We start from the raw sequence: 25183 nt of genomic DNA, 5'->3' as shown, positions 1-25183 counted from the left end.
ATAGAAAGTGGAGGCATAAAATGATTAAACAAGTAGTCACTATTGTTAACCCAACAGGAATTCATGCCAGACCGGCGGCACATATAGCCAAGCTGGCAGCCCAATTTGATGCCGCTATAAAGCTGGCCTATAAAGGTAAAGAAATAGATGCCAAAAGTATAATAGGGGTTATGAGCCTAGCTGCCCAGGCCGGAGAGGAACTTTTAGTAAGTGCGGAAGGAAATCAGGCAGAAGCAGCAGTAAATGCTCTGGCTAACCTGCTAAGTAAGCCCTTTACAGAATAGAAAGGGGGTAGCAATATGTTACGGGGAATTGGGGTTTCCACTGGCCTAGGCATTGCCAAAGCAGTGATATATCAAAAAGAGGATTTGATTATTCCTAAGGTTAAGTTAGTTGAAAATGATCTAGAAGCGGAAGTCAAAAAGTTTGAACAGGCCCAGGCTTCGGCAAAACAAGAATTGTTGCAAATTAAGGAAAGGGTTTCACAGACTGCCGGTAAAGAAAAGGCAGATATAATCGAAGCTCAAATCATGTTTTTAGAAGACCCGACGGTGGTTAGCGAGATAATTAATATAATTAAAGCCGGTAACAATGCTGCCTATGCCGTAAATCAGGCGGTTGAAGCACAGGCCCGGATGTTGGAAAGTCTGCCGGTGCCAGAAATGCAAGAGCGGGCTGTGGATATGCGGGATATGGGGCACAGGTTGATAAATATTTTACTTGATCGCAATGAGGTGAGTTTAGCCGAGTTAACCGAGCAGACTGTACTGATAGCCCATGACCTTACCCCTTCTGATACCGCTCAACTATCCAGGGAGCGGGTGGCGGCAATTGTTACCGAAGTGGGCAGTGGAACCAGTCATACAGCAATTTTGGCTCGTTCCCTGGGTATCCCCGCAGTTGTGGGCATTCCTGGTATTGTAGAGCAAGTTAGTTCGGGTGTTCTGGTAGCTGTAGATGGCAGCACCGGTGAAGTATTTATTGATCCTGACCAGGTTAAGTTAGGCAGCCTAAAACAAAAATTGGAACAGTTTGTTGCTGAACAAAGAGACCTGCAAGGCTTGGTTAATGAGAAAGCGGTAACTGCTAACGGTATTCCCGTCAGGCTGGCCGCCAATATTGGTAAACTAAGTGATATCATTGAAGCACAGAAAGTGGGCGTAAAGGAAATTGGTCTCTTTAGGACAGAGTTTTTATATATGGACAGAAACTCTCTGCCCACCGAAGAGGAGCAGTACCAGTCCTATAAACAAGTAGTAGAAGCTTTTCCCCACAGGGTTATCATCAGAACTCTAGATATCGGCGGAGATAAAGAGTTACCCTATCTAAAGCTAGCCAAAGAACTTAACCCCTTTTTGGGTAAACGGGCAATACGACTAGCTCTGACGGAAAAGGGTTTATTTAAAACTCAGCTAAGAGCCATTCTCCGGGCCAGCAGACACGGAAACATTGGCATAATGTTTCCCATGATTGCTACACTAGAGGAATTACAGGCGGCCAAAGAACTACTGGCGGCAGCAAAGGCTGAACTGGTGGCTGAAGGAGTAGAGTTAGCCAATCCAGTGGAAGTGGGAATGATGATGGAAACCCCGGCAGCTGCCCTGGCAGCCGATATCTTTGCTAAAGAAGTTGATTTCTTCAGCATTGGCACCAATGATCTAATCCAATACACTATGGCCGCCGATCGTATGAATGAACAGGTAGCCTATCTATACCAACCCACCCACCCGGCGATATGCCGTCTGTTGGAGGGAATTGTCCAGGCAGGGCATAATGCAGGTATCTGGGTAGGTATGTGCGGTGAAATGGCCGGCAACCCGGAATATACAGAGCACCTGCTGAAGATGGGATTAGATGAACTAAGCATGACCCGGGGAGCGGTACTGAGGGTAAAACAAAAAATTCGCCAGATATCTTTATAGCAGTCAATTACTGATACCAGTAAGGACCTCCGTAATCAGGAGGTCCTCGCATTTTGGTCGGTTATAAATTATTTCCTAGTTACTGGTATATTAAGTCCCTTTTTATAATAAGATGCCATTACTTCCGCTGGCACCATGCTGCCCCCGGTGGCCCAGGCAATATGGGTGGCATTGGAGGTTTTGTGTTTTAGGTTGTTTGCTTCTAAATACTTTTGTCCAGCCGGTTCTTTAAATAAGCGAACTGGACCGGCGACCCCTGCCAGGGCGGAAGGTTCTAAACGGATATCTTCTGTATCTATTAACGAACTTAACAAAAGATATAGCTCGTCATCATCCACTGTATAAACCCCGCTGGTTTTAAACCAAAGGTTACACCCCCCGGTCCGCCACCAACCCCGCATCTTTTACGTCTTTTTCGCTAAGGGAAATCTTTTGAACAGCCTCAGCAAATTTTCCATATTTATGATTTGGCCAAAAACTTCTTTAGTTGCAGTAATTTTTTCTAATAAGGGACAAGCTTTTTTTCCATTCTTCTATTGTCTTTCCTGCAATCATGAGATCATCCACCTTTTATTCCTATTTTTGTAATATTAATAATATTATAAATGGTTAAAACACTAACACAAAGAAAAACCATCATGATACAATAATCTTGTTTTTATAAATTTAAGACCAAACCGACTTATGGAATATAAATAAAGATAAATACTAATTAGTAATCAGAGGTGTTCTATGTCTGCTAAGCGGGTCTATATCTTAATGGTTCTTGCTGCTCTCTTTTGGTCAGGTGCCTTTATAACAGGAAAACTGGCTGTTAGGGAATTCCCACCCTTTGCCTTAACTTTTTTCCGTTTTTCTTTTGCCCTGCCCTTTGTCCTCTGGGAGAAACCCTTAACTTATTTGCCAAATGCAACAACCGAAGGGTGGCTCGCAATTCTTTATATGGCTGTTTTTGCCTCGGTACTAGGATATTTGTTTCAGTTAATTGCTATTCAAAACATTGGGGCACCCAAGGCTGCTATCTTTATTAATCTTGTACCAGTATTTACCATCATGCAATCTTTATTATTTTTAGGTGAGCCCTTTAGTTGGTTCAAAATGCTAAGTGCCTGTATTATCGTAACAGGTGTGTATTTAACAACCAGGCCGGAATCAGGAGTAAAAGAAGCAGCAGGTATTAAAGCTTAATTACTGACCCCTGGTATTTTAAGTCTGTTAAATTTTTTGTAAAAGAAAGGGGATAAAACTATGAAAGTAGCTGTATGCGGCATCGCTTGTGAAAAGTGTCCTAGGATGGTTAATGGGACATGTCCAAATGGAGAAGTTGGTTGTAAGCCGAAAGATAATAAGTTTTGCAAGATCTCAAAATGTGCATTCATCAAAAATATTTCCTTATGCTTTGAATGCCCTGAATTTCCCTGCGAGACCACCAAAGAAGGTCCAATAAGTTATGGCTATTGTACCTACATATCGGGTAAGACCATGGATTAATATTATTGCATTTTAATGAAATATAACTAATCTAAAAAGGTTGCTTACATGAATCTCTTGAAAGAGGATACAATATATTTATATCTAGATCATTATTTAGACAGCGTGTGAGATTCCTTTTTTAAGGTAGCAGTTAAAAGACTTTTATAAAAAATAATTTCTTAGACTGTGACACATGCCATATTTTTTGTTATCACTTTTTTATAAACTGATAGTGAGTCGATATCTTATTTACGGATAAGAAAAACAAATTTTAGGGTGATAACTATGAAAAGCAACCTTCAAGAATATAATGAACGACTGAGACGTATTGAAGAACAAAAGAGTGCAGGTAAAATTAAACTTTGGCATCTAATGAACCACGAGGAACGTATATCCGTCATGCGTTTACTTTATATAAAAGAAAACTTGCTTGAAGAGGATATTGCACATCTATTGGAGACTGAACCCACTGAGCTTCAGAAATTTAGACGCAGGCAGGGTACTTTGTTTTTCCAAAAGCCTCATCCTGAATAGAAGATGTTTTCTTTACATGCGTACAACCAGTGTCGGTTGTTATATATTTCAGCCCCTCTCATTGTTAGTTGCGGTTTAACCATGAATGAAAGGGGCTGAAATATTTCTATGTTTCATGCAAGGCTGACTCACTGGCATTCTTCAGCCCCCCCGTGATATCTAGCACCTTCTCCTTTGTTCCTACAACCCTCTCATTGCCCATAAATAAGCTCACTATTATTCCAAGCATGGTGATACCCATAGCCACCAGGAATACTAAATGAAGTGAATCTGAAAGTGCTATTTTAAGGGGTGGTAATATAATTTCCTGCAATTGCACAGGTATTTTACTTAATGTTTCAGGGCTTAATAGCGCATTGAATAGTCCCTGTGGATCAGATTCTGCTTTTGTCAGCATACCACTAAAGGGTCCTGACTGCAGCCCAGGTATCTTTTGAACTACAGGAAAGAAGTCCTTTTTCAGTAACTCCACTGATTGGTGATTCATCACCAATCCCAAAACAGTCATACCAAGGGTACCACCAATACTGCGGAAGAAGGTTGTGGCAGAAGTGGCAACTCCCCTTTGTTCCGCTGGGAAGGCTTGTTGTACTGCTATTGTTAGTATCGGCATAACCAGCCCCATTCCTATCCCCAGGACAATAATATTAGCAATTGCCTCCCACTGAGTGGTATGCACTGTCATGGTGCTTAGCAGGTAAAAACCCACAGTCATAATAGCCATGCCGGTGGCAAATAGGGTACGGAAACTAACTCTAGAAATCAGCTGACCAGCAAGCATACTGGTGATCATCATAGCCAGCATCATAGGAATCATTGTATTACCTGAACTGGTGGCACTGACTCCCACAACACCCTGAAGAAACAAGGGTAAGAACATCATAGTACCAAACATACCTAATCCCATTAAAAATCCTATAATATTTGTCACTAGAAAAACCTTATTACTAAACAAGTCTAAACTTAAAATAGGTTCTACTGCCCTTTTTTCGATAAATATAAAGGTAAATAAAAATACAAAGGCAGTACTTAATAAACCAATAATCTGCCATGAACTCCAGGGATAATCTTTGCCCCCTAAGCTTAAACCCAGTAGTAAAGATACAATCCCTATTACCAGTGTTGCCACACCCCAATAGTCTATAACCACTTTATCCTTGAGGCGCTTCTCTCCCTGCAACCCGATGTAAATCGTTACTGCAGCAAGTATCCCTACCGGAAGGTTTACATAGAATACCCATCGCCAGGAGGCGTAATCCACAAACCAGCCACCTATTGTTGGCCCAATAATAGAGGAAAAACCAAAAAGGGCACCCATAAGTCCTTGCCATTTACCACGTTTTTCGGGTGGAAAAATATCCCCTACAATTGTCATCGCCATTGGCATCATAATACCGCCACCCAGACCTTGCAAACCACGAAAGATAATTAACTCGGTCATATTCTGACTGGTGCCACACAGGGCAGACCCCAGCATAAAAATAAAGATACCGGTCACATATAAGATGCGGCGACCAAATAAATCTGCTAGTTTTCCCGCAATAGGAACAATTGTGGTTGAAGATAGCATATAGGCTGTGGTAACCCAGGTCAAAATTTCTAAGCCACCAAGTTCCCCAATAATTCTAGGCATGGCCGTTCCAACAATGGTTTGGTCTAATGCAGAAAAAAACATGCCAAGAATTAGTCCTATTAATAATATATTTCTTCTGGAATCTGTATTCATGAACAATCTCCCTTCTTGTTAACGGAAATGATATAAAAAAGAAATGCCCGTGTTTAAACTTTACACGGGCACCTATGAGCTAGTTTTATTACTGTGGCGTTCTACTATCTTGGCCATTTTTTCATAAATAGCAAGTAAAGCATCCAAATCTTCCTTTTCAAGATAGCTTAGAAAATGTAACATGACATCCTGTCGCTTTTGTTGCGATTTTACAAATGCTTCTTTACCCTTTTCTGTAATTTGCACTAACACAACACGCCGGTCGGTTTCATTTCTTTCACGTATAATAAAGCCATTCCTATACATACGATCTAATATTGCCGTTATAGCACTGGGTTGAACATTCATTAACTCTGCAATTTCTGTAACTGTGCGCCCATTTGTCTGAAGCAGCTTTAACACAAAAAACTGTGGCGGTGTTAAACCCTCTGCCAGTTTAGACATTTCTGGGCCCAGTTTCTTCATTATTTTTGAAAAAGCAGTTTCTATTCTCTTGGCGTACTCTTTCATATTTTTATCTGTCATAAATACCCCTACTTGCAAATTATTTTAGTATAAAATATTTCACGTATTTAAATATACATCATAAAAAACACCCTGTCAAATGGGTGTTTTTTCCAACGGCACTTACACACAAGAAACAGTGTATAAATGCCGTCGATGGGTGATAAATAAAAAGTTTTATGCAGGAAGCCATATATGAAATGTACTTCCTGTTCCTTCGAGACTTTCAACGTTGATCGTTCCTCCATGGGCATCTATAATGGCCTTTGTTATGGCCAGGCCTAACCCGGCTCCACCATGTCTACGTGTCCGGGAAGCATCAATACGGTAAAAACGATCAAAAACCTTTGGCAGATGAAAATCCTTAATCCCCGGTCCGTTATCTTCAACAGATAGTTGCACCCCGTCCGTCCTTTTATATAATGAAATCTTTATTTCGCCCTTTTCAGGGTCAGTATGCTGTACTGCATTATGAAACAAATTCAAAATTACCTGTTTCATCTTATCCGTATCAAATTTACATTCTATATTTGAATCAACCATAAGTTGTAGCCTTCTGTTACCAGCCAAAATGCAAAGTTGAGGTTCCATCTCCTGGATAACGGTATCCAGAAAACCTTCTTTAACTTCAAGACGAGGTGCATGATCCAGCTTGGTTAAGAGCAAAAGATCATGTACTAATTTATTCATACGCTCAGATTCACCATACATGCTTTTTAAGGCTTTATTTAGTTGATCCGGTTGATTGGCTGCACCCCGGAGCAATACCTCCAAGAAGCCGTGAATAGAGGTTAACGGCGTACGTAGTTCATGGGAAGCATCCCCTATAAAGCGACGCATTTGTTCCTTTGTTTCTCTTTCTGCTTCAAAGGAGGCTTCCAGCCTATCCAACATTCCATTAAAGGAATCTGCCAAACGATCAATCTCCATTTGTCCTTGCTGAGTTGGGAAACGCTTGGTTAAATTACCCGCATCAATTTGTTCCGCAGTATCCACCATGTTGAATAAGGGGACCAGTGTTCTTTTAATTATAGGCGAAAAACTAAGCAATCCCATCAACAGGGCAATGAGGGAAAGAAACAAGAAAGTGAACAGTTGTCGAAAAAGCAATTCCTTAAGTGGACCTGTCATAGTATTTATTTGAACAACCCCAAGCACCTTGCCATGGTCAAAAACCCGTTGTAATACTACCAGTTGCTCCACTCCACTGTCGTCTTTAATTATCTTGTAATTAAGCCGGGGTCTTCCTTCGAAACTAGCTAAATATTCTTGGATATTCAATTGGGGAGGCCTTATATTACCGTGTCTTTCAGACAATACAAAATAATTACCAGCAGTATCCACAAATGCTAGATCAGCCTCAGGAATAAAAAAACGTGGCGACCGGTTTTTTTCACTTTCCAAGCTAAAATCCTGCCAAAAATGGCGGGAAATGGACATTACTTGACTCTGCAGGCTGGCCGCTTTATTTCTGTAGATTACCTCTTGCATAAAAACATATTGTAAAAGACCAATTAACCCAAGTAAAACAGCTAGAATTAGCAGTGAACGGGATAACAGTTGAATGCGAAGGGAATTTGGTGCACATATTTTAAACCAAGAGGTTTTCTTGTTCTTCATGACAGGTCTACCCGATATCCTGAACGGCGCAGGGTTCGTATTATTTGATGATTTTTATCGTTCAACTTATCTCTTAAGGAACGAATATACACCTCAACAATATTTTCCTCTCCTCCGAAATCATAACCCCATACTTTATCCAATATCATCGTTTTACTTAAAACCAACCCATGATTAAGAACTAAGAACTTAAGGAGTTCGTATTCTGTGTGGGACAATTCCAGGACCCGGTTTTCAAACTGGATTTCTTTACGACGGTCATCAATCTGGAAGGGCCCAACTACCACTTTGCCAAATAAATTGGGGAATTGATTTCGAATTCTGGCATAAATCCTGGCCAGCAGTTCTTCAAAACTAAAGGGTTTTACCATGTAATCATCGGCCCCAAGATTAAGCCCCTTCACCCGATCATCCACTTCATCCCTGGCTGTCAGCATGATTACAGCAACATTCTCGGTTTTTTTGAGCATGCGGCACACTTCAAAGCCGTCCATACCAGGCATCATTACATCCAGAATTACAACATGGGGTTGAAATTGCTTCATCAGGGTTATGGCTGACATACCATCCTGGGCAGTTTGCACTTCAAATCCTTCATTTTGCAGACCAATCTCTAAAAACTGTAGAATATTGGATTCATCGTCCACCAATAATATTCTAATTCCTTTTAATTGTTTCATTCCTGATCTGCCCCTTTGTTATCTTACTTTATATTACCGTAGTCAAAACTTAATTAAACTGATATTGGTAGACCCGTAAAGACAGCATCACTATGCCAATACTATTTACCTCTCTTATGGCTATATTTCTCTAACAGTGTAAAACAGAAATAGAATATCATCAAGTCATTGAGCACTTCACTTGGCTCACCAAATATAAATCTCTCTTAGAAAAATACACGTATACTCTAATTAATATCTTCCTTCTAGCAGCTCGGTTTGTAACCAACTAAATCTTATATGTATATCAATAGGTGTATTTACCAGCGAACAACCCAAGAGACACTTGCATGATCGCAGGTGTCTCTTGGGTTCATACTACCTCTATTATGATTGATTTGAAATATTCTTGGTGGCTGCATCTTTTTTATTAAATTTGGGTTGAGGCATCTTTTGGCGGAATTGTTCCATAGTCATTCCTTGATCAGTTATAACCTGATCCAACTTTTTGCCTGATTGCAATTCAGACTTTAGTTCGTCAGCAGTTATGCCAAGGGCACTGGCAGCGTCATTGAGAAAATTAGTATTTTGGGTAAGATCGCCTCTATCATGCCGTGGGCCACCCATGCCAAAGCCAAAACTGAATCCAATTTCTTTTTGCTCAAGAATCTTATCTGCCTGGGCCTGAGTGATCTTTCCCTGTTGTACCTCTGCTTGAACCATTTGTTTCTTCGTCGCTTTAAGGGCAGCTGTCACTTGATCTTGGCTAACCCCTAAGTTGGTAGCAAAGTCTGCTACAAATTTTTGGTAATATTGCTCTCTTTTCTGATCCAGTTCATTTTTTGTGTCCGAATCTGCAAAGGCATTTCCGGCAATAGACCCGGCCAGAAACATCCCACCAATAGCAAGCCCAACAATCTTTTTACTAATTTTCAACATATGTAATACCTCCATTTTTCTTCGTTGTTACAATAATTATCTTAACTGAAGAAGATGAGAATACCCTGAATACTTCCTGATTATTTGCTGATTTTAAACTTAAAATTACCTGAAAAACTTGATAAAATATGCTGGGTTAAATGCTTTAACCAGAAACAAACTTTATACAATTCCTTCCTGGGCCAACATTAAAGATTGCTGCGCCAATTGAAGAGCATACCCATTAGCTGCCTTTGTGTTCTTTGCAGTAAGATAGTCTAATTCACTTTGCAGTAGAGTCAATTTGGATATCTGACCCAATTCAAATCTCTTCTTAGCCCATTCATAAGATTGTTGAGCCGTTATATAGTTAGTAATCGCCAACTGGTAACTTTCCTGTTTTGATCTTACATTGGCAACCAAGTTGTTGACCTTTTCACTTATAGTTATCTTTTCATCTTCTACCTGCAGTTCTTTCTCCTTAATGTTCTGCCGAATAATTAATGACTGATAGTAGTCGTCCTCATCATCCAGGTCATCGTCTAGGTCATCCAAATCCCTTTTGAGCTGTGAGAGGGTATAATAGGACTGGGTGGCACTTGAGAGCAATTGGTCATACTCCGGTATATTCACCTTTACCGAAACCTCAAAGGAAGTGAGCTGTAACGCTTCGTCGTAGCCTCTTCCCATCATATCGTTTAGCTGTCCCTTGTTTATTTTAATTTGGCTCCTTTGCTCTAGAATGCTTCTGTTTAACTTTATAACCTCTGCAGCTAGCTGATCCACCTCTGCTTGACTGCTGCTGCCCATTTGTAGTTTTTTTCTTTCCATATTTAAGGAATATTGTTTAAGCTCATATTCTTTGTTTAAGGATTGTAAGGAGTCTTCTTGGCTAAGGATGTTAGTATAGAGTTCTTCAACAATATAATCTAATTGTTTTCGATAATTTTCTTTCTCCTTTTGGGCGTCTGTGTAATTGTTCTCTGAATCATTCACACTCTCGGACGAAGACTCTATCTTTTCATATTGCTGTTGCATTTTTTCTAGGATGCTTTCAGAGTAGTCATTTGACTCCAGACTGCTCCCTAAGCTGTTGTATTCATTTAGGGTATTGTTATAGTCATACTCGGTTTGCTGCTTCTGATACTTTGCCTTATCTACACTAATCTCATATTTCTTTAAGCTCCGGCTATTGTCATAGGCCTTTGCTTTGGCTTCTTCTAGTGTAATAATCGTTTCTGTGGCGGTAGGTTCTTCTGCAGCGTAGCTGGTGGAAAAACTGCCCAACGCCAGGAGTATACTCAGGATAAGGATTAGCTTTTTGTTCATAAATATCTCCTTTATTCATAGCGTAATGCTTCAAGGGGACTTAAATCTGCCGCCTTCCAGGCCGGGTAAAAACCAAAGAATACTCCTGTAACCACTGAAAAAACAAGTCCGAATAAGACGCCGTTTACCGAGGCAATGACGTTTTGCCCAAAATATCGTAATACAGGCAAGGCTAGAAAACCCATGATGACGCCGATGATTCCCCCGGCTAGGCTGATAATAACGGCTTCGATGAGGAACTGGTTTAATATTTCCTGTTTCTTGGCCCCGATAGCCTTTAGGGTGCCGATTTCCCGGGTTCTTTCTCGTACTGTCACAAACATCACATTCATGATACCGATACCGCTAACAACTAAGACCACCGCTGCCACCGCCAGCAAGAGCAATGACATGGATTTAGCAGATTCCTGGGCTGCTGCCAGTCTGCTGCCAGCATCCATAATACGAAACTGATCTGCTCCCCCAGCACGGTGATTGTCATTCAAAATATTGGTAATATCCTCAATGGCAGATTGCACAGAATCAATGTCTTTGGCCTGAACGTTGATGGTGGGGTTTGCTCGGGTGCCCAGTAAAAATCTCTCCCCGGCCGAATAAGGTACAAAGGCAGCATCATCATAGCTCATGCCCGAACCAGAATCCCCCACGCGATTGTAAATTCCAATCACTTCAAATTTCCTGTTGTTAATACTCACGCTTTGACCCAGTAGTTCTGAAGGATTGTTTTCTGTAAGGGTATTGGCTAACTCTGCTCCGATGACGACGCATTTGTTTCTTTTCTGCTCATCCTCTTCTTCAAAGGCTCTCCCCTGTTCTATCGTTAGGTTGTTACTTCCTTGAAACGCTGGTTGGATTGCCATAAAGCTCCCACTGGTTGAATAATTGTTATAGTTGATATCGCCGTTACCACGTAACATCGGAAAGGCTTGGGTAATATTCTCACTTTCCAAAAACAATTGGGCATCTTTTTTCGTTAACGGGTCAGCTACTTTTCCCCTTGTAGCGGGCATTACAATGATGGTCCCGACGTTAAGTTTGGAATATTGCTGGTTAACCTGGGCTTCCGCACCTTTCCCAATGGCCACCACTAAAAATATGGTGGCGGTACCCACGATTACTCCCAGGGTCGTTAGGAAGGTTCGCACCTTGTTTTGGGTAATATTTGAAAAAATCATTTTTAGTAATTGTTTTAGCTTCAAAAAATCACCCGTTTCGTTTGGCTAGTAGAATTGGTCTTTTGTTGGGTAGCATTTGTCTTGGTAGTAATAGGTTTTGCATAAATAACAGTCTCACCGTTCTTAAGACCTTCCAGAACTTCCACGCTAGTTCCATCGGTAAAGCCCGTTTTTATCTGCCGCTCTACTTGTTGGCCCTTTTCATCCACCACCGTAACCATTTGTTTGCCATTGACCATTTTTACAGCTTTATAGGGTACAGTTAAACAATCGGCAACTTCTTTTAAGACAAAGGAAACGGAACAGGTCATGCCATCCTTCAATTCCGGTCCCGGGTCTTTAATGGTCATTTCTACGGAATAGTTGACCAATCCACTGGAATCTTCTTCAGGCAAAGCATTAATCTTGCTGACAACCCCTGTAAATTTTTTATCCGGTAGCGCCTCTACATTTACATAAACTTTTTGTCCTACTTTTATTTGTCCAATGTCGTATTCAATGACCTTTGTTATCGCCTTAATAGTTTTGTTTTCATGGATGGTTGCGAAGTCGTCCTCGTCAGTGAGACTTTCTCCAGCTTTATTGGCTAGATTTAAAAGAACGCCGGAAACAGGTGCATAGACGATGGTGTCTTCTAAATCTTCTTTAGCCATTTTTACTTGTAGTTCATTTTGGTCTAAGCCCTTGCTTTTGTCCAATTGATACTTCTTGAGAAGGTTTTGATACTCCATTTCTTTGTTGTCCAATTCTAACTTCTTCATTTTTAACTCATTTGTCGAGTAGGCATCAGAAATAGTTTCCATTTCCTTGTATTCATCCCGAAGTTTTTCTAAATCAGCTTCCATACTTTTGATCTTTAATTCGCTATCCAGTAAACTGATAGTATCATCGTCCTGGGCATCTTGCAGTTTTGCCAGGGCTAACTGGTACTGGTCCTGATAGTCCCTGTCATCTAACCTAGCAATGATCTGACCCTTTTGTATCTCATCACCTTCAGCCACTAGGATTTCTGCAATGGTTCCCCTAACACCAAAGCGCAGCTTAACTTTAGAAAAATCAATGGTTCCATCGGAGTCCAAGCCTACTATGATATCTTCCTTTTTTACTTGGGCCTGTTCATATTGAGGTTCGGAACTTTTATCTGCACTTTGTCTCTGCAACCAGTAGGTTGTTCCCCCGGTCAAGGCAATGGCCACGATCAATGCAATCCCAAGGGACTTTTTTGATTTTTGCTTGATAAACTCCTTTAATCCCCAATCCCTAATGATTTTCATATAGTTTTCCATCCCGTATATAGACTATTTTCTTTACCTGTTGAGCAACTTCTACGTCGTGTGTAATAATCACGATAGTATTTCCTTGTTGGTTTAGTTCTTTAAAAATTCTAATGGCATCTTCACTGGATTTGCTATCCAGGTTTCCAGTTGGTTCATCCGCCAATAGCAGTTGCGGATTACCAACGATTGCTCTGGCAATGGCCACCCTCTGCTGTTGCCCGCCGGATAACTCATTGGGGCGATGGAAAAGCCTCGCCCCTAAACCTAATATGGTTAATTTTTCCTTTGCTGCCTCCAGGGCTTCTTCTTCCTTTACTCCTCGATAAAGCAAAGGAAGCATCACATTTTGCAGGGCGGTTAATCTGGGTAACAGATTAAACTTTTGAAAGATAAAGCCAATCTTTTTGTTGCGAATCTCGGCCAACTCATTATCCGAAGCCTCTAGGACATTTAAACCATCCAAAGTATATTGTCCAGAAGTAGGTAGATCCAGGCAGCCCAGTATATTCATTAAGGTAGATTTGCCCGAGCCAGAAGGCCCTAGGATGACCATGAAATCTCCTCTATATACCTGTATGCTAACATCATCCAACACCTTAAGTTCTTCAGAGCCATTTTGGTAAATCTTTATCAGATTATTAGCATCTATAACACAATTTACGTTATGTTTCATGTTACATACCTGGCGGTGGTCCACCCATCCCCTGTGGACTGCCGCCACCCCCACCTGTACCATTTCCAGACCTATTTCCCGCAGAACCTTGTCTGTTACCCACGTTTCCTCCTGTAACTTGTACAAAGGACACAGCATCATCAGTTTTCCATATCCGTAGGATGGTATCCTTTTTGATCTCTGCAAGTGTTACCTGTGTAGTTTCCCTGCTACCCCTTTGCATGGTCACAATGGGAGTTCCTACTGGTATTGTAAAGGTCTCTGTTTCTTCAGAAAAATTCATTCTAAAACCTCTGTTTTCAGGTCTTGCTTCATTATTGGATTGCTTTTGGTCTTGGGGTTGGCTCTGGGTTTGCGTTTCGGCTTGAGGTTGGCTTTGATTTGGCAATCCTTGTGGCACCCCCTGGTTTTCTGTAATTTGAGCCTTGTAGATAGTTACCTCGTTACCAACAATCTCCTTAACCTTGCCAATTAAGGCTGGTTTTTCCTCTGGAAAAGCTACCTTTTCACCCTCTGAAGCAGTAGCATTGCCTACCTGGGCCGTTTTTTCAGTGGATGTCCCAGTACCTCCACTGCTGCAGCCAGCAATTGCAGCAGTAATCAAACATAGCATCAGCAGCAATAAAGTTTTATTAAGTTTCATTAATCCTCACCCCATAAGATACTATTTACCTTCGGTTTAGACTTTTCTAATTTGCCAACACACCTTTCATATTCTTAGAATAATTTACCTATTAATTATCTTAGATTGAAAAGTTGAAAATATCCTGAATGCTCCCTTAATACCACCTTAATATCTACTGAAGAACGCAACTCTAATTTTTAGAAAAAAATAAAGCTGTGTCCCTCTTAGAGGAGCACGGCTTTAGGCAGCAATATCATTTGTCTTATGTACATTGTTAAATCTAATTTTTGATGTTATGGACCGGTTTGTAATTAGTTGTCAGACCCACCTGCCTTTTAAACTCAGTAAGCCCTATGTTGCCCCATACCAGGCTCACGCAAAAAGTGACCCGGGGTATAGTTAACATCCCGGGTCACTTTTTTATATTACACTACAGCAATGGCTTCAATTTCTACCAATACATCCTTTGGCAGTCTGGCCACTTCGACACAGGCTCTGGCCGGAGCTTCGCTTTTGAAGTACTCCCCATAAACAGCGTTAATTTTTTGGAAATCATTCATGTCTTTAATAAAGACAGAGGTTTTGACAACAGCATCCAGTCCTAAGCCCTGGTTATTTAGTATAGCAGTTAGGTTTTCTAATACCTGCTTGGTTTGTGCCTCCACGCCGCCTTCCACCACTTCGCCAGTGGCAGGGTTGTACCACCATCGGGGGTGGTGTAGGTATCCGGTACCGCTGCAACTATTTGTTCGGGCTGAATTCCTGCGGTTTCACAAACAATCTGGGTTAAAACAGTGACTAGCTGTGGCACCGCCAGGGCATCCCCTATACAGCGAGTCTCTTCTCCCGCGGCCACCAGGGCGGGCCAATCATGCACAATGTGGCCCAAATATCGATTTGCCGCTCTAAATTGGTCAGGACAATCTTGTGAATATTGATCATTGGCATGGGAACCCAGCAAAGACCTGAATGAATACTTCCATGCTGCCACCACAAACCATACCTTCCTCTGCGGCCACATCGTTCACCATATTCACCCTATGGATGCAGGAAGTTTGCTCATCCATCGCCAGCAAAGCCCGCTGCTTTACCTCTGCTTCCCCACAGCCACCACCAATGGTCCCAACGGTTCTACCTATTCGTTCCATTAACATTACTGCCCCAGCCTTCCGAGGAGTAGAACCTTTGGTGGATAGGATCGTTATTAAGGCAAAGGGCTCCCCCTTTGCCTGAAGTTCACAAACCCGTTGTAAGATTAATCTATCCATTTTGGCGTCCTCCCAATATACTCAATGGTAGATACCGTCCACCTTTAAACTGAGCCACCATTTCTGCAACAATGCTCAAGGCAATCTCCGCTGGACTTTGGGCTCCCAGATCTAAGCCAATGGGGGTTTTTAAGGCATTCAGCCACTGCGTTGACACTCCCTCTTCCTTTAACAACTGCAGTACAGCTTTTACCCGCCGGAAGCTTCCAATCATCCCTATATAGCCTGCCTTTTTGCCGGCGATACTTCTAAGACAAGCCAAATCGTAACGGTGGCCCCGGGTAACGATTATTACCGCTGTGTTGTCATCAAAGGTAATATGTTCAAGTGCTTTATCAAAGTCCTCACAAATAATGCGGTCTGCCTTTGGAAAACGCTGCCGGTTGGCAAATTCTGGACGGTCGTCAATGACAGTAACTTCATAATCCAGCTGGGACAAAAACAATGCCAGGGGTTGACTGATATGCCCACCACCTAAAATAACTGCCCGCATTTTATTTACTAGGGAATTCCAAAATACCCGGTATTCCTGTTGATCGTGGGTAATAGAAAGTACCTTTGGCCGCTCCCACTGACGCTGCTGGATCTCTAGGACTTTTTCGGTAAAAGCAGCATTTAATAGTGCTCCCTCCACTCTACCATCGGGGAAAAGTAACAGCATTTGCCCCAGCGAGCTAGCATTGTCCTCAGGCACACCCACTAGCGTAACCATTTGCACGGCCTCACCCCGCTCTGTAGCCGCCAATAACCTTTTAAAAAGCGTCATTTTATCACCCCTATCCTTGATGTGCCCTGGCGGCATAGTAAAGTAATGCCTCCAATACTCCACCACCAATGGATCTGGCTTTATCTGAGATGGTAAAACAATGCTCCGGCTGGCAGCGGGGATCAACATCACCAATCTTCATGTCAGGCTCTACACTAAGCCCTTCTTTTAAAAGTCCCCGCAGTACACCGGAAATGGCTACCACCACCGGCTGTTCGTTTACCCAGGCAACCGTTTCCCCAGCGGACACCAAATCGCTAATTTGTCTTTCTGCCCGAAATACCCCTGCACAGGGAGCCCGCAAAATTCTTTCCTTTGCATAACCCCCCAGTTCACCGGGAATGCCAGTATTCGGGATTGCTTGTCCAGCATGAATTACCCGTCCCAAATAATGCCCTCGCATACTCTCTACCACCGCGTGGACATCCACGCCTGCCGTAAACCCGGGACCCACCCCCACCACAATAGGAGCGTCGGTTATCTGGGTACCCACGTTTCGTTTAGCCAAAATGGCATCCACCACCGCCCAAGGTTGTAGCTGTTTTATCATTACACCTGTTGGATCTACCACCACGGGAATCTTTCCCTCTTCCACCACCTGCAGAGTTCTCTCCATTGATGTCTTTACTGCAGTTATCCCTTCCACCACCACAGTTCCAGTATAAATGGCTTCGGCAAAGGACACAGTGCGGCGGATCACTGTTGGTTGGGGCAGTTCTGTGGTTACTACAGAAAACCCACTGCAATGCAAACGATGAGCAATGCCAGTGGCCAAGTCCCCAGCACCTTTAATGACAATTAATCGATTCATATGAAGCCTCCTTAATAATGCTACAAAATTATATCTTTAATATTTCGCAAAAACCGTACCATAGGGTTTTACATTAATTATATAATACCATTTATCCTCACCTTTGATCTAAAAAAAGGGTGCACTAACCTGCTACTCAATTTTAAATGATATCATCATTGTCCCTTTTGTCCCTTTCTTCTGATTTAGCCAAAAGGTAAATGGAAGTAAATTATATTGATTGATAAAATGGTTCAGCCCGCTGCCTGGAAGGACCTCTGATTTAATGAACTCATAAAGAACTTGAGCCACTTGAAGGTTGCCGGTTTTGCTTACTTAGGTTCTTTTACCTCTTTCAAAATGAAGTTATATATTGTATCAAAATGATTATAATTGGTGTTTATTAATCTGGATTGGATTAGTAACTAGATTTTTTCGTCTGTAAATACTTAAAACTACACCCATCATTGCCATGTTTATAACAGTTTGGGAGCCGCCGTAGCTGAAGAAGGGTAAACTTATTCCACTGATTGGTGCAAATCCTACTGTCATTAAGATATTACAGAGAAAATGTAACCCAAGAATACTAGTTAGACCCGCAACCAGTAATTTACCAAACTTATCTTTAATCTGCCTAAACACACCTGTCATAATTGCTATCAAAGCAAGTGCTAGCATTATAACAATAGCACCGGCAACCCAACCAAAGGTATATACCATATAAGAAAAAATTAAATCTGTGTGAATTTCTGGTAGATTCCCCGAAAAAGTAAACCCCTGCCCCCATAGCCCTGCGGATTTTATTGCTTCAATTGATTGGATATAGATATATCCACTACCCATCGGGTCATTATGGGGATTAATAAACGTAAGCAATCTATTCAATCTATAGGATTCTTGAAATAAAGCAAATACAAACAAACCTATTGGTATTATAGCTATGCTAACATACTGTTTTTTCTAGCTCCAGATAGTACCATTAGGATTAGATAAACCACCGTGTATATAATTGCCGATGCCACAGAACTACTACCGATATACAAGATATTAGGTACAATAAGTAGAAAAACAGTACTAACAAACCAATTAGGCTTGGCCCAATCTTTGTTTAAAAAAATACCCGCCACTGCAATAGTTAACAGCACCGGAGTAACATCAATATAGTTTATGTTTATAAAACCCAAGTTCAAATATGGTTTTCCATTAATAAATGTCTTACCTAACCCAAGCAGCATTAACCAGATAAATATGGTGCCGGCATACAAGTTAAAACCATAAACTTTTAGCCTTCTATAGTCAAAAAAATTAATTCCTAATAGTACTGTTAGGCCAATAAAGAAATAAATAACACTATTGGTAAAAATAGATGGTGAGATATCTTTCATAAGTAGATCCTGCATCTCTAATGAATATAAAGTAAATATCCCCATCCCTCCTAAAATGGCTACTATAGATAATAACCTGAATCCGTAAAGTAATTTTCTGTCTCACCCCATAATTTATAGGGAAATGAAGGAATATGTAGAAATATACATCTAATCGATATTTCTAATCTTCACCTCAGGGGTGCAACATGAAAAAGATAAGAAACAAGAAAATCAAAACCAAAAACAGAGACGATGATAGGCTCACTATCTTTGAAATTGAACAAGGTGACAAAGAGCTAACCACCCATTCGGGCTTAGCTCTTATCGGAGCCTTACTGACTAATACCAAGATAAAAACACGACTGAACAATACAATGTCTGCTGAACAAAAGAAACCCCATATTTCTAATGGAAGTGTTGGTATCGCCTACATTGGCTTGTTATGCCAAGGCAAGAGTGATTTTGACCACATTGAACCCTTTCGAGAAGATAATTTCTTTGCAATCTCGTTAAACATCAAAGAGACACCGTCAAGCCCAACCCTTCGCCAACGATTAGATATGGTTGCTAAAGATAAGCAATGGAATAATATCCTGTTGGAAGAATCTGCGGGGCTAATCAAGAAAACCAATGCACCGCTAACCCCAGTATACCTAGGCCTGGAAAACAGAACTTATCTTCCACTGGATATTGATGTGTCTCCCTTTGATAACTCTAACACCAAAAAAGAAGGGGTCTCCCGTACCTACAAAGGCACTGATGGTTATGCTCCCATCTTTGCATATCTAGCAAAGGAAGGTTATTGCGTAAATACTGAGTTACGCCAAGGAAGTGAACATTGCCAAAAGAATACTTCGGAATTTGTTGCCGAAAGCATTCGCTATGCCCGAAAAATTACCCAGTTGCCTTTGCTTTTAAGGATGGACTCAGGCAATGACAGCGCTAGTAATATTGAAATTTGCTTAAATGATGATACTAAGGCTGATTTCATTATTAAGCGAAACCTTCGCAAAGAAACCCCTGAAGGGTGGCTACTATTGGCAAAGAACAATAAAGATATTTACTGCCAGGAACGTGAAGGTAAAAAAGTCTACTATGGTTCCATGATGAAATACAAAAAGGAGCTGAAAAGAGAAATCAGGGTAGTTTACAAAATTACCGAAAGAACCTTTGGTAAAGATGGCCAGATATTTCTCGTACCCCAGGTGGAGGCAGAAACCTATTGGACCTCATTGCCAGACCCTCCACATGTAATCGAAAGACTATACCACGAACATGGCACCAGTGAGCAGTTTCACAGCGAACTTAAGACAGACCTGGATTTAGAAAGACTGCCCTCTGGCAAATTTGACACTAACAACCTAATACTACATTTTGGAGTAGTGGCCTACAATCTGTTGCGCATGATAGGACAATCAACAACTAGAATGCAGCATGTGCCCTTGCGAAAGCAGGCAGAACGCCGTAGGATTAGGACGGTGATTCAGAACTTAATCACGTTGGCATCACGGTTAGTTTCACATGCAAGAAAGAAGAAATTACGATTTGGAAAGCACAGTCCCTGGTTTGAAACATTTAACTTGAAATCGGAAAGTAGCTTCCCGAGCTTGACTTAATCCCTCAAATAACCAAATTTTAGGGCATTAAACCACTGTTTTTATGGTCTCTGAAATTCTTGGCGTCTGGAATATGGTATTACTCCTAAGTACCCCAATAAAGGCTAGGTTTTAGGGTACAGTTAATAAGACCCCTTTTGGGGGATCAGTGACACCAGATATTTAGGTCGTCCGATGTTTGTTTAACCGGAACTTACTGCAACCCATGCCTGTGTGCAGAGAAATTCTTGTAGTTTTTCCTTGGCATTTTTCAAAACCTTTTGTAGCCAGGGATTAGGGGCTAACTTTATATGGCGGTAACGGTCGTTGCCTACAATGTTCCCAGGTACATTCAGTATTTTGCGGCGGATAGTTGGCACTTCAGCACGACTGTCTTTGCCATCCAATAAGACCAAGCGAAACCAGTTGAGAATGTTATACGATAATACTTTGAGCCACATAAAGGCTATATTTCGATCCAACTCTGCCTGACTCATTTTTTCAAAGCCTAGACCAACCTTGAGTTCATCAATTTTGTTTTCAATATTGCAACGCTTATTGTATTGGTGCCATACCTCCTCTGGGTTGTACTCGTCGCTAGAAGTAATTATCACTTGGTAATCAAATGTCTTTAGGTCAAAGTTAAGTTGCTCACCAGATACCTTTGGTTCTTGAGTTTCACGGATAAATACAAACCTGCGGGCTTTGGACCATTTAGGCAATGGAAGAGTAATTTCTGCTGCAGCGTAGTGGTTGCTCAAAGGCTGCCATCGTTCCTGATCATCAAGGTATTTAATGACTTTTTTCATATTACTGGTGAGCTTAGCCTTACAAATATACTCAATGCCCTGTTCTTCCAGGTAGGCGAAGTTATCTTCATCAAAAAAACCTTTATCCATGCGTATGCCTTTTACGAGGATATTCTGGTTGGCTAAGATCTCTAGTGTCTCTTTAAGAAACTCCATAAATTGGCCGTTACTGGCGACATTCCCACTATATAAGCCAGCATTGACCAGTTCGCAAGTTCCGGAGATAAACGCTACTTTTACTTTGTAGGAAGGTCGCCCGTGATACCGGGGATTGTAACCGACTTTTGATCCCTCCTGTTTACCGAAAACAGTGAGGACACTGTCGTCAATATCCAGCTAGACTTCGCGGGATTGGTCGCATTTGGCCTTTAAGGATAACAGTTCCTGATTCACCAGAGACAATTGGTCTAATGCCTCCTGCTCACATATAAGAGATACAAAGTTTCGCAAGGTGCTCTCGTCAGGCACTTGTGTTACTTCCTTAATTTTCTGGTACCCAGGATCAGTTTGTAGAGCATTCATATGAGAAAACCGCAATAATCCCAATGAGAGGGCATCAATGATCGTATCCAACAACTCTGTATCAGAGTATTTACAGTTATGATGCCGCTTAAGAGAGACCCGTTTAAGCATACCGGGTAAATCAACAGCCTTCTTAAAAGCCTCTAGTATACCAAAACTTCCATAAGCGGTTACAGACGAATTGTCAAACCTAAGCGGAAGATCGCTTTTGCTAGTCTGGTGTTGTAGGGAATTTAATTTCTTTTGGTATTTGCGTTCCAAGTTACGTCGTTGTTGACGGGACATAGTTTCAAGTTGATTTGTGGTAATAAGTTGTGATACCATCATTTTAGAGGGTCACCATCCTTTGGAATGATTTGGTTTGGTCACTAAAACATTTCCAGCTAAGGAGTGGTGTACCCTTTTTTTTGCTAAAATTTTTACACGTAAAAATGACTTTGAAGCCTTGACGTTAGAGGATTTCTAAAAGTTACTTTCCGAATCCAAGTTTAAACAAGCTTACTCTGTGTGTTTAGCAAGATAGAAATATCCACAGAACGATAAAACTTTGCACTAAAAGGAGTGCTTAGATTTTTATTGCCAAATTTAAGCTCAATACTATTGAGAGATTCATTAAATGCTAGTGGCAATCCTTATAATACAAATTTTTACATATTTTACTGAAAGATAAGGTTACAGAATAGGTAACTCACGGATTCAGGTATTAGTTTTATAGGTTTTATGAAAGTTGCCTTTCCCTTAATGCTATTGTCTATTTTAGTCTCCACTGGATATCTTTTGCTTTGGTTTTTTGTAAAAGTATTACATTTGTGGGTTCTTAATTATGTTTAACAACTTACATCAAATAAAATAATCTAGTCAGTAATACATATTTATCGGACCCAGCATTTTTTAATATGGTAGTTGTCAGCAAATATTTTGAAATTTCTTGTTTAATTGAGTATGATAATTTTGCAAAGCAAGCACTTAATGTAAAAGTAGTTGACATTGGTTAGATATCTAATTATAATGTGATTATGAGAAAAGGAAATGCCCTTTCCATAATAAGCAGAATAAGAGAAAAGGCAACTAAATTAATTATTAGAGAACTAGAAAGTCACGGAGTTGAAGGGATCGTTCCTTCTCATGGAGATATTTTAGTTATTCTTTTTCATGGTGAAAAATTTACTATGAAGGAGTTAGCAGCTAAAATCCATCGAACAAAACCTACTGTTACAGTATTAATAGAAAAGCTAGTACAATACGGTTTTGTAGAGAAGGAAAAAAGCCACACGGATAGTAGAGTTACCTATATAAAATTAACCAAGAAAGGATTTGAGTTAAAACCAATCTTTGATGATATTTCCGCAAAACTTAATGGTATACTCTACGGAGACTTAACTGAAGAAGAATCAGAGGCCCTTGAAAGGTTACTGAATGATGTTAACTCTAGATTTGATGCACAAAAATGAATCTGTAACAGATTCATATATTTTTAAGCATAATGTTAGATATCTAACTTTTATATTTAACTTTAGTAAATAGTGTGTATAAACACTATAAATAAAAACTCTTTGGAGGTATTTAAATGCAAGAAGTAGTAAGGTTCCTAAACGAAAACAGCACCGGTTTTTTAGCAACTGCCGAAGAGGGAAAACCAAAAGTAAGACCTTTTCAGTTCATGCTTGAAGACGATGGTAAACTCTATTTTTGCACAGCTAATACAAAGGATGTCTTTAAACAGCTAAAGGTAAACCCCTTTGTGGAGTTTTCAGCTTCTACACCTCAGTTTGCTTGGATAAGACTTAGCGGCGAAGTAAAATTTAGTAATGATCTGGGGATTAAGGAAAAAATCCTGGAAAGAAGTGCTTTGGTAAAATCAATTTACCAAACAGCAGATAATCCAGTCTTTGAGGCATTTTATATTGAACACGGAACCGCTGTTATTGCAGACTTTTCCGGTCAACCACCCAAAGTAGTAGAATTTTAATTTAAATTCAAATTGCTGACATCTCCCGTTAGTCACCGGAGTGTGGTTTCAATCTAAACCCAAGTTCTGTAGGTGCGGCGTCCCCCGTTAAATAGACACATAAAACACAAGTATTGCTTCCTGTTTCATAGAATTGCTTAATATTTCGTTAGCCTATCAAGATATTGATTATGTGCAGTGGTCTGGTAGCGGCGTTTGTCAAGATAGTTGTCGCTGAAATTGTAAGATAGTTTAGTTGTGTACCCACCGCCGGTCTTGACTTCATGTGCTAATCGTGAGATAACCCGACCGACGGATATACGCCAAAATTCACTTATTTACGGTCGGGCTTATACAGCTTAGCACATGAGTCAAGACTCTCCGCTTCGCTCCGACCGCAAGCGGCGGCTGTTGCTTGGAGATATATTTCCCCTCTCTCGGGAAACCGCCTGTATTTTACTTTCTGTGTATTATGCATGTTTTTCCTTGGATTCAGGCTCTTCAACACGCTCTGGATTCAGCCAAACAACTTCGTCTAATGTCCAATCCCTGATTGGGCCTGACCATCTCTCTGGATGCTTTAATTTAGCTTCTTCATAAACCTGTTTTCTTCGCTCAAGAATCTGTGTTGAGAGACCATTATGCCTTTGATTTGGGGTCAGGAAATTAAGACCACTGTGTCGGTGTTCCTGATTGTACCATCTGGTGAATGATAGTACTCATTCCCTAGCTTCAGTCAATGTGTCAAATCCTTTAGCCGGGTAATTAGGGCGGTATTTGCAAGTGCGGAAAATGGATTCCGCGTAAGGGTTATCATTGCTAACTCTTGGGCGACTTTTAGATGGAGTTATCCCCAACTGATAGAGTGTTTCCAGTAGGGTTGCCCCTTTCATTGGGCTACCGTTATCTGAATGCAAAACCAGTGGCTCATTAGCTAGAGTACGTTTCTCAGACATTATGGCCCGTCGTACTAATATGCTAGCATTTTCAGAGGACTCTTCAGTCCAGATATCCCAAGCAACTATCTTACGGCTGAATAGGTCTAAAATTAGATATAGGTAGAAAAAAATGCCCTTAGCAGGACCTGGTAACCAAGTAATATCCCACATCCAAACTTGGTTTGGACTTGTAGCACAATGAGTTGAGATTGGCTTAGCACATGGTTTTTTAGCTCTTCCACGATGATGTTGCATGTTGTTTTCTTTCAGCACCCGGTAAAATGTTGACTCTGAAGCTAGGTAAATGCCTTGGTCGGCTAGTCGGGGAACAATTTGACTAGGTGGTAAACTCTTAAATTCAGGTTGATTGGCAGTTTCTATAATGGCTTGTCTTTCATCTATGCTAAGCTTGTTTGCAGGTTCCGGCCGTTTAGCATTCTTTCGTTGGTCTTCAATAGGTGTTAAACTACTTCGCCAACGTTGCAGGGTACGTTGAGTAATTCCAAGTACCTTACAAGCCTCTGGTTCTCTAGCCCCGTTAGCAACAGCTTCTTTGATCAGTGAAATGGCTTTTTTGCGATCTGAGACACTGATCATTCGTCCTCGGGGTCCCCCCAGATCGCTTGGGCCTTTTTTCTTAGAACTAAAAGTGCAGCAGTTTCAGCAAGTGCAGCTTCTTTTCGTTTAAGTTCCTTTTGGAGATCTTTTAGTTCACGATTGAATAAAGACAACAAAATATACCACT

Annotated in this window: 26 protein-coding genes and 2 pseudogenes; 8 read left to right on the top strand and 20 right to left on the bottom strand. The window is 40.9% G+C overall.

What is annotated here, in order from left to right; all coding sequences use genetic code 11:
- Positions 1-20 precede the first annotated feature (20 nt).
- Both DRED_RS01760 and ptsP read left to right on the top strand, forming a co-directional pair.
- The gene (locus tag DRED_RS01760) at positions 21-284 is read left to right on the top strand and encodes an HPr family phosphocarrier protein (protein ID WP_011876717.1); all 264 of its coding nucleotides are present in this window, start codon (positions 21-23) and stop codon (positions 282-284) included.
- Positions 285-299: 15 nt separating this feature from the next.
- A complete protein-coding gene (gene ptsP / locus DRED_RS01755) occupies positions 300-1922 on the top strand; it encodes a phosphoenolpyruvate--protein phosphotransferase (protein ID WP_011876716.1) in 1623 nt (540 codons plus the stop codon).
- Positions 1923-1990: 68 nt separating this feature from the next.
- Here ptsP and DRED_RS01750 read toward each other — a convergent pair whose 3' ends face one another.
- Positions 1991-2323 (bottom strand): D-serine dehydratase, encoded by a 333-nt coding sequence (locus DRED_RS01750; protein ID WP_011876715.1) that lies wholly within the window; start codon positions 2321-2323, stop codon positions 1991-1993.
- 331 nt (positions 2324-2654) lie between these two features.
- Here DRED_RS01750 and DRED_RS01745 point away from each other — a divergent pair, with 331 nt between their 5' ends.
- From DRED_RS01745 to DRED_RS01735, 3 genes are all read left to right on the top strand, one after another.
- Positions 2655-3110, top strand: coding sequence for a DMT family transporter (locus DRED_RS01745; protein ID WP_011876714.1), 456 nt, complete (start codon positions 2655-2657; stop codon positions 3108-3110).
- Between the two features lie 60 nt (positions 3111-3170).
- Positions 3171-3413, top strand: coding sequence for a DUF3795 domain-containing protein (locus DRED_RS19680; protein ID WP_041274379.1), 243 nt, complete (start codon positions 3171-3173; stop codon positions 3411-3413).
- 267 nt (positions 3414-3680) lie between these two features.
- Entirely contained in the window at positions 3681-3929 is a 249-nt protein-coding gene (locus tag DRED_RS01735; RefSeq protein ID WP_011876713.1) for a hypothetical protein, read from the top strand.
- 106 nt (positions 3930-4035) lie between these two features.
- On the opposite strand, the gene DRED_RS01730 is transcribed toward DRED_RS01735, so the two are convergent.
- The 16 genes and pseudogenes from DRED_RS01730 to DRED_RS19645 all read right to left on the bottom strand — a co-directional run bounded on the left by DRED_RS01730 (position 4036) and on the right by DRED_RS19645 (position 18659).
- A complete protein-coding gene (locus DRED_RS01730; RefSeq protein ID WP_011876712.1) occupies positions 4036-5655 on the bottom strand; it encodes an MDR family MFS transporter in 1620 nt (539 codons plus the stop codon).
- A gap of 72 nt (positions 5656-5727) precedes the next feature.
- The gene (locus DRED_RS01725; protein WP_011876711.1) at positions 5728-6180 is read right to left on the bottom strand and encodes a MarR family winged helix-turn-helix transcriptional regulator; all 453 of its coding nucleotides are present in this window, start codon (positions 6178-6180) and stop codon (positions 5728-5730) included.
- A 156-nt stretch (positions 6181-6336) separates the two neighbouring features.
- Complete coding sequence (locus tag DRED_RS01720) at positions 6337-7779, bottom strand: sensor histidine kinase (RefSeq protein WP_011876710.1); 1443 nt, start codon at positions 7777-7779, stop codon at positions 6337-6339.
- Positions 7776-8459, bottom strand: coding sequence for a response regulator transcription factor (locus tag DRED_RS01715; protein ID WP_011876709.1), 684 nt, complete (start codon positions 8457-8459; stop codon positions 7776-7778). Before DRED_RS01715 ends, DRED_RS01720 begins: the two co-directional genes overlap by 4 nt.
- Before the next feature lie 366 nt (positions 8460-8825).
- Entirely contained in the window at positions 8826-9377 is a 552-nt protein-coding gene (locus DRED_RS01710) for a hypothetical protein (protein ID WP_011876708.1), read from the bottom strand.
- A 162-nt stretch (positions 9378-9539) separates the two neighbouring features.
- Complete coding sequence (locus tag DRED_RS01705; protein ID WP_011876707.1) at positions 9540-10685, bottom strand: TolC family protein; 1146 nt, start codon at positions 10683-10685, stop codon at positions 9540-9542.
- Positions 10686-10696: 11 nt separating this feature from the next.
- Entirely contained in the window at positions 10697-11860 is a 1164-nt protein-coding gene (locus DRED_RS01700) for an ABC transporter permease (protein ID WP_238442559.1), read from the bottom strand.
- 20 nt (positions 11861-11880) lie between these two features.
- Entirely contained in the window at positions 11881-13134 is a 1254-nt protein-coding gene (locus tag DRED_RS01695; RefSeq protein ID WP_011876705.1) for an efflux RND transporter periplasmic adaptor subunit, read from the bottom strand.
- Positions 13121-13810, bottom strand: coding sequence for an ABC transporter ATP-binding protein (locus DRED_RS01690; RefSeq protein ID WP_011876704.1), 690 nt, complete (start codon positions 13808-13810; stop codon positions 13121-13123). Before DRED_RS01690 ends, DRED_RS01695 begins: the two co-directional genes overlap by 14 nt.
- 1 nt (position 13811) lies before the next feature.
- Positions 13812-14453, bottom strand: a complete 642-nt coding sequence (locus DRED_RS01685) for a hypothetical protein (RefSeq protein WP_041274378.1) — start codon at positions 14451-14453, stop codon at positions 13812-13814.
- A 407-nt stretch (positions 14454-14860) separates the two neighbouring features.
- Positions 14861-15100, bottom strand: coding sequence for a Rid family detoxifying hydrolase (locus DRED_RS01680; protein WP_337998925.1), 240 nt, complete (start codon positions 15098-15100; stop codon positions 14861-14863).
- Positions 15073-15429, bottom strand: a complete 357-nt coding sequence (locus DRED_RS01675) for a hypothetical protein (protein WP_198006970.1) — start codon at positions 15427-15429, stop codon at positions 15073-15075. Before DRED_RS01675 ends, DRED_RS01680 begins: the two co-directional genes overlap by 28 nt.
- Positions 15374-15703, bottom strand: a complete 330-nt coding sequence (locus DRED_RS01670; RefSeq protein ID WP_011876702.1) for an XdhC family protein — start codon at positions 15701-15703, stop codon at positions 15374-15376. Before DRED_RS01670 ends, DRED_RS01675 begins: the two co-directional genes overlap by 56 nt.
- Entirely contained in the window at positions 15696-16469 is a 774-nt protein-coding gene (locus DRED_RS01665; RefSeq protein ID WP_041274735.1) for an XdhC family protein, read from the bottom strand. The genes DRED_RS01670 and DRED_RS01665 overlap by 8 nt, the downstream gene beginning before the upstream one ends.
- Positions 16470-16479: 10 nt before the next feature.
- Positions 16480-17280, bottom strand: coding sequence for a selenium-dependent molybdenum cofactor biosynthesis protein YqeB (yqeB, locus tag DRED_RS01660; protein WP_011876700.1), 801 nt, complete (start codon positions 17278-17280; stop codon positions 16480-16482).
- Between the two features lie 366 nt (positions 17281-17646).
- Positions 17647-18659: pseudogene (locus tag DRED_RS19645) on the bottom strand (FtsW/RodA/SpoVE family cell cycle protein).
- Positions 18660-18832: 173 nt separating this feature from the next.
- On the opposite strand from DRED_RS19645, the gene DRED_RS01645 reads away from it, so the two are divergent.
- The gene (locus DRED_RS01645) at positions 18833-20242 is read left to right on the top strand and encodes an IS1380-like element ISDre4 family transposase (RefSeq protein WP_011876697.1); all 1410 of its coding nucleotides are present in this window, start codon (positions 18833-18835) and stop codon (positions 20240-20242) included.
- A gap of 182 nt (positions 20243-20424) precedes the next feature.
- Here DRED_RS01645 and DRED_RS18105 read toward each other — a convergent pair.
- Positions 20425-21879: pseudogene (locus tag DRED_RS18105) on the bottom strand (IS1380-like element ISDre3 family transposase).
- A 689-nt stretch (positions 21880-22568) separates the two neighbouring features.
- Here DRED_RS18105 and DRED_RS01635 point away from each other — a divergent pair.
- Both DRED_RS01635 and DRED_RS01630 read left to right on the top strand, forming a co-directional pair.
- Positions 22569-23003 (top strand): MarR family winged helix-turn-helix transcriptional regulator, encoded by a 435-nt coding sequence (locus DRED_RS01635; RefSeq protein ID WP_011876694.1) that lies wholly within the window; start codon positions 22569-22571, stop codon positions 23001-23003.
- 116 nt (positions 23004-23119) lie between these two features.
- The gene (locus DRED_RS01630; RefSeq protein ID WP_011876693.1) at positions 23120-23521 is read left to right on the top strand and encodes a pyridoxamine 5'-phosphate oxidase family protein; all 402 of its coding nucleotides are present in this window, start codon (positions 23120-23122) and stop codon (positions 23519-23521) included.
- Between the two features lie 698 nt (positions 23522-24219).
- Here the strand turns inward: DRED_RS01630 and DRED_RS01625 are convergent.
- On the bottom strand, positions 24220-25035 hold the full coding sequence (locus DRED_RS01625) for an IS3 family transposase (RefSeq protein ID WP_011876692.1): 816 nt from the start codon (positions 25033-25035) through the stop codon (positions 24220-24222).
- Positions 25032-25169 carry a hypothetical protein gene (locus DRED_RS18475; RefSeq protein WP_156779553.1) on the bottom strand — a complete coding sequence of 46 codons (138 nt, stop codon included), beginning with the start codon at positions 25167-25169 and terminating at the stop codon, positions 25032-25034. Before DRED_RS18475 ends, DRED_RS01625 begins: the two co-directional genes overlap by 4 nt.
- Positions 25170-25183 lie beyond the last annotated feature (14 nt).

Source organism: Desulforamulus reducens MI-1, assembly GCF_000016165.1.
Taxonomy (GTDB): Bacteria; Bacillota; Desulfotomaculia; order Desulfotomaculales; family Desulfotomaculaceae; genus Desulfotomaculum; species Desulfotomaculum reducens.
This window is presented reverse-complemented; position numbering and strand designations above follow the sequence as displayed.